Raw genomic sequence first — 11,368 nt, forward strand, 5'->3', positions numbered from 1 at the left:
GCCCCGCGGCCGGCCGCGCGAACCTCGAAGGTGCCCCATGCGTCTGCGCACAGTCCTCGCCGGAGCCGCAACGGCCGCCCTCGCCCCGGTCCTGGTGCTTCTCGGGCCCGCCGGCGCGGCGCAGGCGGACCGGCCGCCGCACGACCGGGCGTCCGGGCGGGGCCCGCAGCCGTACTGCGGGGACCCCAAGAGCCCCGACTTCCCCATCGAGACCCGGATCCACGGCGGCCCGGACACCTACTCGGCGGGCGGCGACTGGCAGACCTGGAACCTGGACCTGCGGAACACCACGACCGTGCCGTGCCGGGACGTCCATCCGGTCGCCGTCCTGGTGGACCACCGGCGCGTCCTCGACCGCGACCGCATCGACCTGGAGTTCTACGACCCGGGGCAGCGGGAGTGGCGGCCCGTCACCTTCGAGACCACCGACCAGGACGAGCAGATCGCGGTGTTCGAGGACGGCGACGGCTTCCGGGGCTTCGCCGTGCCCGCGCGCCGGACCCTGACCGTGCAGGTGCGGATGCGGTTCTCCGCGGAGACCGGCGAGGACCGGGTGCGGGTCAACGTCGCCACGGTGCAGCGCCGCGCCGACGACGGGGACTGGGTCGGCGAGTCCAACGACTACGAGTTCGCCATCCGCGGCGCGGACGGCACGACGGGCCTGCGGCCGGACCGTCCGGAGAGCCACGAGAAGGAGCACCGGCCGTCCCCCGCCCCCAGCGCCTCGGATCTCCCGGAGCGCCGGGAGCCCGGCCGGGAGTCCAAGGGGGACGAGGCCCAACCGGAACGGCCGCTGCCCGCCGCCGAGGCCGGACGGGAGCTCGCCCGTACCGGACAGACGTCGCTGCGCTGGATCGCGGCCGGCGCCGGGGTCTGCCTCGCCGGCGGCGCGCTCCTGCTGGCACTGGCCCGCCGCCGGTCGCGCTGACCACGGCGCTTCCGGGCCGCCTGTCCGCGGACCGGACCCCTGCGCGACCCGCGGACCGGACCCCTGCGCGACCCGCGGACCGGACCCCTGCGCGGCCAGGGGCGGCGGCTCCGCGCGGCCAGGGGCGGCGGCTCCGCGCGGCTGGGGACGGCCGCCCGCCCGTCCCGATGACCCGGCGCGGCCGGGGACGCCCGTCCGCCCGTGCCCCGATGACCCAGCGACGAGGGTCGGCCCCGCCCCAGGAACCCCGCGAACGACCGCCCGGCCGCGATACCCGCCACCTGGCCTAGGCTGTGGGCGTCGGCGGGCACAGCGCGGTGCCGCCGGCAGGCCCCAGCACCGGCAGCACGGCAGGAGTCCGGCATGGCAGAGCGCAAGCCGATCGAGTCATGGCTCACCGACATGGACGGGGTCCTCATCCACGAGGGGATTCCGATCCCGGGGGCCGACGCCTTCGTCAAGCGGCTGTCCGAGTCCGGCAGGCCCTTCCTCGTGCTCACCAACAACTCGATCTACACCCCGCGCGATCTGCACGCCCGGCTGTCCCGGATGGGGCTCCACGTGCCGGTCGAGAACATCTGGACGTCCGCCCTGGCCACCGCCCAGTTCCTGGACGACCAGCGGCCGAACGGCACCGCGTACGTCATCGGCGAGGCGGGGCTCACCACCGCGCTGCACGACATCGGCTACGTCCTCACCGACTCCGAGCCCGACTACGTGGTGCTGGGCGAGACCCGCACCTACAGCTTCGAGGCGCTCACCAAGGCGATCCGTCTGATCAACGCGGGGGCCCGGTTCATCGCCACCAACCCGGACGAGACCGGTCCGTCCGCCGAGGGCGCCCTGCCCGCCACCGGCTCGGTCGCGGCGCTGATCACCAAGGCGACCGGCCGGGAACCGTACTTCGTCGGCAAGCCCAACCCGCTGATGATGCGCGCCGGACTGAACGCGATCGGCGCGCACTCCGAGACCAGCGCCATGATCGGCGACCGGATGGACACCGATGTGCTGGCCGGTCTGGAGGCCGGGATGGAGACCTTCCTGGTGCTCACCGGCCTGACCAAGCCGGAGGAGGTCGACCGGTTCCCCTTCCGCCCGTCGACCGTGGTCGACTCCATCGCGGACCTGGTGGACCGAGTGGCCGGACCTGACCACCGAACGGAGTAGCAGCGTCACGCTCCGGGTGCGGAGCGGCCGGGCGCGCGTGAACCTGCTGACGTGAGGAGGAGGTTCACGATGCGATCTGTACGGTCTTCCGGACGGCCCCGGCGGCTGTCCCGCGTGACCCATCGCGCGGCTGTGGTCCTCGCCGCGGCAGCCCTGTGCTCGGCGACCGCACTGCCCGCCGTCGCCGACGACCTCGACCCCGGGGTGCCCAGCACCTCCGCGGACGAGTCGCTGCTCGCCAAGCGCGACAGCAGCGACGCGCCCTCCGCGCCATCGTCCTCCGACGGCGTGGAGGACCCGCTCGCCGATCCACCGGCGGAATCCGGCACCGACACCGGGCCCGACGCGGGTGCCAGTACCGGCCCCGACGCACTCGCCGACACCGGCAGTGACAGCGACAGTGACACCGGCACCGGCACCGGCACCGGCACCGACACGGACACCGGCAGCGGCCACGCAGCCGGCGCCGAACAGCTGAGGCTCAGCCCGGCCGTCGTCGCGGCCGGAGCCGAGGTCGAGGTCAAGGTCGAGGGCTGCCGCGGCACCAAGGTGATGGCCCGCTCCGAGGTGTTCGTCGAGGACGCCGAGCTCTCCGCCGAGGAGGGCGGCGGCGGCCACCACGCCGCGGCGAAGGTCAAGTCCACCACCGAGCCCGGCCGGTACAAGGTCCGCTGCGACTGCGGCGGCGAGGCCGAACTGACCGTCGTGGGCGAGGGCGAGACCCCGTCCGCGCCCGTGCAGGCCGGGGGCGGCGGCACCGCCGGACTCGCGTCCGAGGACGAGGACGGCCCCGGCGCCGTGCAGATCCTCGTCGGTGCCGGACTCGCGAGCGCCGCGGGCCTGGCCGTCGCGGGCATCGCCCTGCACCGCCGTCGCGTCCACTCCGCCGGCGACTGAGGGCCGGGCGACCGTGGCCAACCGTCACTACCGTGTGCTGGGCCGTCTGGTGAGCTGTGGGACCTGGGCCGTCGTCCTGTCGGGACTGTGGATCTGGGGCGTCGAGATCACCGACGGCCCCACCGTCGGACGCCCCGAGACCGGTGACGTGGCAGCGGTGGGACACCCCGCCGCTGCCCCGTTGCCCGCGGCCCGCCTCCCGCTGACCGCGGCACGCCCGCTGCGGGTCGCGATCGACTCCGTGGGCGTGAAGGCCCCGGTCATCGAACGCGGGCTGGACGAGTTCGGCGGAGTCGACCCGCCGCCGTTCGACAGCCCGGACGTCGTCGGCTGGTTCAACGGAGGCGCCCCGCCCGGCGCCGCGGGCGTGGCCGTCCTCGTCGGCCACGTCGACACCCACACCGAGCCCGCGGTCTTCCACCGGCTGGCCCGGGTGAAGCCGGGGCAGAAGGTGCGGGTGCTGCGGGAGGACCGGTCCGTGGCCGAGTTCACCGTGGAGTCCGTCGAGGCGTTCAGCAAGGCCCGCTTCGACGCCCAACGGGTCTACGGCGCCCGCAAGCTCGACCGCGCCGAGCTGCGCCTCATCACCTGCGGGGGCGACTACGACCGGAAGCGGCACACCTACACCGCAAACGTCGTGGTGTCGGCGTATCTGACCGGAACCCGCTCCGGCGGGACCACGACGGCGGCGAAGCTCTGACGGGGGCGGCCCCGTGCGCCCCGGAACGGCCCGGCTCCGTCCGTTCGCGGCTCAGCCGGTGAACGGACGGAGCCGGGCTGTTGAACAGCCGGGCCGGGGCCGTGAACCGCTCCGATCCGGGCTGTAACAGCTGATCGACGATGCGCGGACACGGTCGTGGTGCCTCGAACCGGTGTGCCACGATGGGGCGAACCGGTCTGATCCCAGGGGACCTGGGCATACGGCCCAGGAAAGCAAGACCAAGGGGGAGTGGATGTACGGCAGTTACACCCGCCGGGGGCGTCGGGCCCGGGTGGCCCGGCTCATGGCGGGCACCGCGACGATGGGCGCACTCCTCGCCCTGTCGGGGTGCTTCTCCCCGTCCGACGACAGCACGTCCGACGCGGGATCGCGCCCCCGGCAGCAGCCGAAGGCGAAGGTCCCGTACTGGGTGAACCCCGACGGAAAGGCCGCCAAGGAGGTCGCCGCCCTCCGTAAGAACGGCCGCGGCAAGGACGCCGACCTGCTGCAGAAGATCTCCCGGCAGCCGGTCGCGGAGTGGGTCGGCGTCGACGACCCGGAGGGACAGGCCCGCGGCTTCACCGAGGCCGCGGCCAAGGCGGACCGCGACGCCCTGCTCGTCCTCTACAACATCCCGCACCGCGACTGCGGCCAGTACTCCAAGGGCGGGGCGGCCGACGGCAACGCCTACCGCGACTGGCTCGGCAAGGTGACCAAGGGCATCGGCGACCGCAAGGCGACCGTCGTCCTGGAGCCGGACGCCCTGCCGCACGTCGAGGACGGCTGCACCGAAAAGAAGTTCCACGAGGAGCGGTTCGCCCTGCTCAACGAGGCGGTGCAGAAGCTCGGGGAACTGCCCGGCACCAAGGTCTACCTGGACGCGGGCAACCCGCACTGGATCAAGGACCCGGGCCGGATGGTCGAACCCCTGAAGCGGGCCGGCATCGACCGGGCCGACGGCTTCGCGCTCAACACCTCCAACTACCAGACGACCGCCGAGAACACGAAGTACGGCAAGAAGCTGTCGGCCATGGTCGGCAACAAGCCCTTCGTGATCGACACCAGCCGGAACGGCAACGGCCCGGCACCCGGCCGGGAGGACCCCGAGGCCTGGTGCAACCCGAAGGGCCGCTCGCTCGGCGAGCCCCCGACGACGAAGACCGGCGACGCCCTGGTCGACGCCTACCTCTGGGTCAAGCGCCCCGGCGAGTCCGACGGCGACTGCAAGGGCGGCCCGCCCGCGGGCCAGTGGTGGCCGAAGTACGCCCTGGAGCTGGCGCGCAACGCGGAATGACACCGGGGGCCCGGGCCCTCGCCGGCCGGGGCGCAAGCCACCTCCGGCCCGGCGGGGCTCGGCAAGATGCTCGGGACTACAGAAGGCCGCGTAGCGTTACTTCGGCCTTGTCCACGGCTTCGGTGAGGGCCTGCGCATGTGCTGGTGGAAGAGTCCCGGTGCCGAGTCCTGATGCGGTGAGTACGGCGCCGAGTTTCTCGCTCTGCTCGCTGGTCAGGCGGGAGCCGGCGATGTCGTGGTTCAGGACGTCCCGGGCGGCGTAGGCGTCGAGGAGGGCCACCTCGGCGAGGGCGTTTTGCAAGGGAGTCACGTCTTGGCACGTCTGATCGCGTACCAGATCGAGCGCTGCCAGTCCGGCTCTGATCTGGAACGCTGCTGTCGGGGCGTCGGGCGTGGCCAGCAGCGTGGTTGCTCCTTGCAGAGCGAGCTCCAGCTCCGGCGCAGGCGAGCCTGCGGGCCGGCAGGAAATTCGCAGGAGGGCCGCGATGGCGTTCTCCCATGGCTCTGTGGGGACAGTGGAATCAATCGTGTCGCGGGCCTGCTGGTCGAGGCCGTGTTCCATCAGCGACATGATCTTGATTTGGCGGCCGTCGAGGAGGCGGTTTCCGATGCCGCGGTGCTTGGCCATGGCGTCGGCGGCTTCGGTCCAGCGGCCGATCCGTGCCAGGGCGCGGGCGCCGTCGACGAGCACGGTGATCCACAGCTCCTGGCAGACCTTGCGGTGGTCCGCCTCGGTGTCGGTCAGCTCCGATAAGTCGACGGTGCGTCCGTGGATCTCGGCTGCCTCGCGCTTCTGGGCGGCACGGTAGAGGCGGGTGAGGATGTCGTAGGCGGCTTCGCCGTCGCCGTCACGGGTCAGGAGCCGGGCGATGTTGATGAGGGGCATCAGCGACATCACTGCGATATCGCCCGCCGGGCGTGGGGCGTCCGCGAAGACTTGGTGTTGTCTCCAGCACAGGTCGGCTGCCAGGTCGGGCATCCCTACGTCGGAGGCGATCAGCGCAGCGTAGTTGAGGACCCCGCAGGCACGGGTCACCAGGTCGTGGTGGCTCGCGCCTGCGGGCGCGACGGTCAGCCCGTTGAGGTGGGTGATGCGGTCGTCCAGCGGGAGCGCCGGAGCCTTCGGGCGCCGGACCAGAGGGATGCGGCCGGCCATCGCGGGAATCATCGGCTCAGCCCTTGCGCGGCCAGTCAATGACGAGACGGCTGTACGTCTTGTCGATGATGAAGCGCGGGTCAGCCGCCGTGAGCTTGTCGCGGACGTCCCCGACCGCCATGCGGAAGGCGGGCTCCGGCCCGGTGTTGCCCCAGCCCGCCTCCCAGTCGCGGATATCGCTCACGACTTGTTCGGCGAGCGGGTCGCGGCGGGAGCCGTGGCCGATGACGCCGATTTCCCAGAACCGGCCCTCGTCGTCCTCGCCTTCGCGGATGGTCAGGTAGGCCAGCGAGTCGTCGTCGAGCGCGGCCATGGAGCCCCAGCCGAAGTGCGGGGTGAAACCGGGGCGAGCGCCGGGCAGGCGCGACAGGCCGTTGGGCAGCACGCAGGCCAGGTAGAGGTACAGCCACTGCCACGGCGATCCCGCGCGGAACTTGACCCCGGTGTAGATCTTGGTCTGCGGCTGGTCCAGGACGGTGCGGATCGCGTCGCGGTCCACGTTCTGCTCGCTGAAGGTCTCCAGCCGAACATTGCCCTCACCGGCCATGGGGACGAGGGTGTAGATGTCGTCGCAGACGCCCTTGCGCAGGGGAATGAAGGTGGCCATCTCGCAGGAGACGGTCTTCCAGGTGTCGCCGTCCCGCTCGAAGGCGAAGCTCCGGCTGATGCTGCCGCGAATCCGCATGGGCAGAACCAGGCGTCCGCCGGGGGCGAGCTGGTCGAGGATCTTCACCGGCACGTCACCCGCGCCGACGGTGAACTGGATGCGGTCATACGGGGCGTGCTCGGGAAGGCCGGCGGCGCCGTCCGCCAGCATGGCGGTGACGTTGGCGGCTCCGGCCTGAGCGAGGTTCTTGCTCGCGCCGGCGATGAGGTCCTGGTCGACGTCAAGGGTCCACACGTGCCCGCTGGGGCTGACGAGTTTGCCCAGCAGGTTCGCGTTGTAGCCGGTGGCGGCTCCGGCCTCCAGGACCTTGTGGCCGGGCCGGGCGCCGAGCTGTTCGAGCTGGGTGGCGACGATGGAGGGTGCGGAGATGCAGGAGATCATCTCGCCGTGTTCGTCGTGCTTGATGGGCACCGCGTCCTCCGTGTACGCCGACTCGATGTCGACGCCGGGCAGGAACTGGTGGCGATCGGTGGTGCGGAAGGCGTCGATGGTGGCGGGGGAGCATAGGTGGCCGCTCTCCACGAGGCGGTTCGCCAGGGATTCGCGCAGGTCGGCGGGGTCGGTGACGGGTGTCACGGTGGTCTCCATTCGAGCGAGGTCAGGGTCCGCAGAAGTGGACCGGCGGGTAGACACGTTGGCGTCTTCCCGTGTGGCAAAGGCGACTTGGCGGCCCAGCCACGCGGTGGCGGCCTGCTCGGTGGCAGGCACGCCGGCGCGGTTGAACGCGAAGATCGCATGGTGGGCAAGGACGGCACGCAGGCCCCGTATCAGTCGCCCGTCAGCGGCGAGCCTGCGCAGGCGGCGGCCGGCGTCCTCGAAGGCGGCGACTCGTTCGGCCCAGCCCGGTTCGGCGTCCGGCCGGCGGGCCGCGTCCGCGTTCATCAGACGCCGCATGGTCGAGACCGAGCGGTCGAGCGCGGCCCCGGTGGGCGGAGTGACGGGGGACCGCAGGGCCGCGAACTGGGACCAGACGTCTCCGGCCTCGAACGGGTCCAGGCCGCCTTCGCGAATCATGGCGGACAGCAGCAGCACGCAGCGCTCGCGGGCGCCGGTGCTGCCGGTCTCGGGCAGAGCGCTGCGGCTGTCGGCGCAGAACACATCGTGCGCCACGTCCATGCCCTCGGGGCCGCCGAAAGCATCGGTCTCCGGCTCGTAGATGCCGCTGACCCAGCCGGTGGCCTGCCGCTCGGCGACGAGGCGGTCCAGCACGGCGGTACAGGGGCGCTCGGTGCGCAGTCGCAGCCCGGAGTCCTTGCGCAGGAAGTGGAAGCGCTGGTCGTGCAGCGCGGCCGCCAGGCCGTGGGCGGCTTCGGGGCTCACCGCGCCTCCGGGGAAGGCCACACTGGCGTGCCACCAGGTCGAATCGCGTCTGATCGGAAGGTTCTCGTCGTCGAAGTTCATGCGCGTGGGTGCTCCTTGTCGGTGGGATCGGCTGCGGGGTCAGGTGATCAGCAGGGCGCTGGTCCAGTCCGTGGCGTTCGTGCCGGTGAGGGCAAGCTGTGCGCCGCTGCGGCCTTCCATGAAGCCTGGTTTGGGCAGCCGGTGCAGGTCTGCGGCCAGGCGCTGTTGCAGGTCGCCGATCGCGAGGGTGAAGCGCTGCGGGGCGGAGCTGTCGGCGGCAACAGCGCGGGCGAGCGTCACCAGACCGGCCCAGCCGTGGCACAGCGTGGCGTCGGTGATCCGGGCGAGGTGGCTGCGGTCGTTCAGCGTGCGGGCGACGGTGTCCTCGGCTGCCTGGCGTCGGGCCGGGTCGCCCAGGGCCATTCCGGCGAGCTGTTGGGCGCGGGCGATGCCGGGCCGGCCGTAGCACCAGGACTGACGGGCGGGCTCCGCCTCGGGCGGCTCGGCAGCGTTCAGTTGGGCGTGGGTGGTCCAGTAGCCCCCTTCGAACCTGTCCAGCCAGCGCGCGAACACCTCGATCGCATCGCGCTGCCCCGGCACCTGGACGTCGTGCCGGGCGGCGAGAGAGAGCACCGTCAGGGGGCCGGCGATACCGTGCGCCATGCCGTTGTTGCCGTGTCCGCCCGCCATCTTTTCGCCGTCGGGCCCGACCGCGGACCACCACCCCGGCAGCTCCCGGCCCGCGATGCGGACAGGCCGGGCCAGGGAGACGAGGTAGGCCAGCACGGCCGTCAGCCGGGTGGAGGGTGCTGCTCCGCGGGTCAGGAGCAGCGCGCCCAGTCCGGCCAGGCCGCGGATGAGGTCCCATTCCGCAAGGTGGGGCAGGGCTCCGGATGCTTGCCGTCGCTGTGCCGCGGCCAGCCGGGCGTCCACCACACGGTCGACGGCATCGCGGACATCGCGGCCTGCATGCCCGGCGCGGGCGAGCACGAACTCCAGCGCGGGGGCTCCGTGGAACAGCGACGCGTTGCCTCCGGCGCTCACGCCGTGGGCTGTGGCCTGTGCGAGGTGGCGCCGCGCGGTGGGCAGGTCTCCGCGCTCGATGTCCAGTAGTGCCATCCCGAGGGAGCCCTCGGAGAGGTCCTGCGTTGGGGACGGGAGAGTCGTGGTCGTCATGAGCGTGCCGCCAGGGGAAGGACGAGGCTGTGGGCCCGGCCGCCGATCCAGCCGTCGGCATCTGGCGGCGGAGCCTCATGCAGGGTTGCGATGCCGATGGGGCTGGCGTCCAAGTGGGCGCGCAGCAGATCCAGGTGCACGTCCTGGCTCACATCGAGGGGAAGCTGCTGATCGTCCTGAGCCAGCAGCACGCGGTCCGGTACCCGGAACCGGCCACGCCAGGCGTGCAGGTGTGTGGCCCATTCCTCCAGCGTCGCGGTACGACTGGGCAGATCCCGGGCCCGTACCTTCCACCGCGCGGCCACGAGGACGGAGCGCCGGTAGGTGAGCGCGGGGGTGAAGGGCAACGTCCAGCCGACACCCCAGTCGAACCACGTCACTTGCGGAGCGACGGCCCGGCTGATCTCGCCCAGGAAACGGGCCATCGGCGGCGTGTAGTTGTTCCAGAGGAAATTGATCGCGGTCGGCGCCAGTAGTTCCAGGTGCGTGCCGGTGGCGATCTCCACCAGGTGCGGGCGGCCGGCGCGGACGCTGACAGCCAGATCGGAAGGGAACAGCACTCCGTCGCCGGGGTGGCGGAACTCGCCGACGCTCACGATCCGGGGCAGCACGCGCGGGGCGCGGGTGAGCAGGTCGGCCGGGACCCGCCCGGCGTGGAAGGAGAGCTGGGCCGGCTCGGCGGCGGGCTCGACCGTGGGCAGGTCCGTGTACGACGCGCATGCATCCGGAAGCAGGTGCCAGAACCGTCCCGCCATGGAGCCGGCCGAGCGCGAGACGGTGACTACCCGGAGCCGGAAGTTTCCTCGCTCCAGCGTTTGGGCCGAGCGGGCATGAACCTGCACGGCCAGTTCGAGGTGAGGCGCGGTGAGGCCGGGCTCTTCTCCTGCTGCCTCAAGTTCCTCGATCACCGCGCCGGTCAGGGCCACGGAGCGGGTGCCCTCGACCGCTGCGGTCCCGGCCAGCTCCAGCAGGAGCCGGTCGCGGCGGGACATCGGGCGGGGAGGCTCGAACGCCGTGACGAACCCGTCGGGGAAGCCCACGCCTCTTTCGGGGTCTGTTGCCACCTCCACCGGCACCGCGGTGTTCTCGCCGTAGCGCTCGGTGAACTGCTCGACCCAGCGCCGCCAGACCGGAGTGCCGTTCGTGTGGGTGGCGAGACGGGCAAGGACGGTTGCGGCACTCTCCGCCTCGGTCAGGACTTCTCGTGGCAGCCGCACCGTGGCGTCCAGCCGCAGATCAGGAGCTGTCGTCCGGTCGCGCACCTGTGTGCGTAAGGCAGGCGGTAAGCCTTCGGTGGGGTCGATGACCGTGGCGGGTGCGCGCAGCGACGACCGCAGCAGCCGCACCCGAAGCAGCTCTCCGAGCAGTTTGGTGCGGTCGCCTTCGGATGCGGCCGGGAACTCGGCGGCGAGCTTGTCCATCAGAAGGGAGTAGCGGATCGGGGAGCGCGCTGTGTCGACCACGAACCTGAGCGCGGGGCTCCTCAGCGCGATACGGAACTCAGCATCACCCTCGGACGGCACGCAGATGTAGCCCTCGCGCCGCTGTGCGAGGGTGTTGACGCATACATCGACGTCAGTCATCTGCTCGTTGTCCGTCTCCCATGCGCTGATCGCCTCATCGAGCGCCACCGGGTCGGGCCGGGCGACGACCTGGTGCCGGTTGCCGAACCGGACCTCCGTCGTATCTCCGAACTCGATCAGTGCAACACCCGCGAAGAGGCCGTAGGGGGTGGAGCGGCGCTCGTACCGGATCGCATATCGGGCCGTGGCCAGTGCCGCTCGGCGCACGCGGCGCAGCTTCGGGGACCGGCCGTCAAGGATCGCCTGAACGCGGCCGGCCAGGTCTGGGCTGGCGCTGGACACCGCCTGCCGGAAGGTGCCGTCGGCCCACACTGCGCTCAGCCACGAACGCCACTGCTCCAGTGGGGCTGCCCGCCCCGGCCAGGGAGGCATCGTCGGTGCGGCGAGGTTCACCGCAGCGCGCAGCATCCCTTGCCCAACGCACTGGTACAGGCTGTGTCGTACGCGAGTCATCACCAC

General features: G+C 72.0%; 9 protein-coding genes. 5 read left to right on the forward strand and 4 right to left on the reverse strand.

Going from position 1 to position 11,368, the window contains the following annotated elements; genetic code table 11:
* Positions 1-37 precede the first annotated feature (37 nt).
* The 5 genes from AC3EQ1_RS21475 to AC3EQ1_RS21495 all read left to right on the forward strand — a co-directional run bounded on the left by AC3EQ1_RS21475 (position 38) and on the right by AC3EQ1_RS21495 (position 4,986).
* Positions 38-928, forward strand: coding sequence for a hypothetical protein (locus AC3EQ1_RS21475; protein WP_432095963.1), 891 nt, complete (start codon positions 38-40; stop codon positions 926-928).
* Between the two features lie 363 nt (positions 929-1,291).
* Positions 1,292-2,095 (forward strand): HAD-IIA family hydrolase, encoded by an 804-nt coding sequence (locus AC3EQ1_RS21480; RefSeq protein ID WP_432095964.1) that lies wholly within the window; start codon positions 1,292-1,294, stop codon positions 2,093-2,095.
* A 114-nt stretch (positions 2,096-2,209) separates the two neighbouring features.
* Positions 2,210-2,992, forward strand: coding sequence for a hypothetical protein (locus tag AC3EQ1_RS21485; protein WP_432095965.1), 783 nt, complete (start codon positions 2,210-2,212; stop codon positions 2,990-2,992).
* Positions 2,993-3,005: 13 nt separating this feature from the next.
* A complete protein-coding gene (locus AC3EQ1_RS21490; RefSeq protein WP_432095966.1) occupies positions 3,006-3,692 on the forward strand; it encodes a class F sortase in 687 nt (228 codons plus the stop codon).
* 253 nt (positions 3,693-3,945) lie between these two features.
* Positions 3,946-4,986: a glycoside hydrolase family 6 protein gene (locus AC3EQ1_RS21495; RefSeq protein WP_432095967.1), complete on the forward strand. Its 1,041-nt coding sequence runs from the start codon at positions 3,946-3,948 to the stop codon at positions 4,984-4,986.
* A gap of 76 nt (positions 4,987-5,062) precedes the next feature.
* Here AC3EQ1_RS21495 and AC3EQ1_RS21500 read toward each other — a convergent pair whose 3' ends face one another.
* From AC3EQ1_RS21500 to AC3EQ1_RS21515, 4 genes are all read right to left on the reverse strand, one after another.
* Positions 5,063-6,142, reverse strand: a complete 1,080-nt coding sequence (locus AC3EQ1_RS21500) for a hypothetical protein (protein WP_432095968.1) — start codon at positions 6,140-6,142, stop codon at positions 5,063-5,065.
* A 16-nt stretch (positions 6,143-6,158) separates the two neighbouring features.
* Complete coding sequence (gene fxlM, locus AC3EQ1_RS21505) at positions 6,159-8,210, reverse strand: methyltransferase, FxLD system (protein ID WP_432095969.1); 2,052 nt, start codon at positions 8,208-8,210, stop codon at positions 6,159-6,161.
* Between the two features lie 39 nt (positions 8,211-8,249).
* On the reverse strand, positions 8,250-9,326 hold the full coding sequence (locus AC3EQ1_RS21510) for a lanthionine synthetase C family protein (protein ID WP_432095970.1): 1,077 nt from the start codon (positions 9,324-9,326) through the stop codon (positions 8,250-8,252).
* Positions 9,323-11,368: lantibiotic dehydratase family protein (locus AC3EQ1_RS21515; RefSeq protein WP_432095971.1), on the reverse strand; the 2,046-nt coding region annotated here is incomplete at its 5' end. The genes AC3EQ1_RS21515 and AC3EQ1_RS21510, both read right to left, overlap by 4 nt.

This window comes from Streptomyces sp. bgisy100 (assembly GCF_057709105.1).

Excerpts from the sequence above, each read along its gene's own strand:
- AC3EQ1_RS21495 (WP_432095967.1), top strand. The coding sequence starts at position 3,946 with ATGTACGGCAGTTACACCCGCCGGGGGCGTCGGGCCCGGGTGGCCCGG.
- AC3EQ1_RS21480 (WP_432095964.1), top strand. The coding sequence starts at position 1,292 with ATGGCAGAGCGCAAGCCGATCGAGTCATGGCTCACCGACATGGACGGG.
- fxlM (WP_432095969.1), bottom strand. The coding sequence starts at position 8,210 with ATGAACTTCGACGACGAGAACCTTCCGATCAGACGCGATTCGACCTGG.
- AC3EQ1_RS21510 (WP_432095970.1), bottom strand. The coding sequence starts at position 9,326 with ATGACGACCACGACTCTCCCGTCCCCAACGCAGGACCTCTCCGAGGGC.
- AC3EQ1_RS21500 (WP_432095968.1), bottom strand. The coding sequence starts at position 6,142 with ATGGCCGGCCGCATCCCTCTGGTCCGGCGCCCGAAGGCTCCGGCGCTC.
- AC3EQ1_RS21475 (WP_432095963.1), top strand. The coding sequence starts at position 38 with ATGCGTCTGCGCACAGTCCTCGCCGGAGCCGCAACGGCCGCCCTCGCC.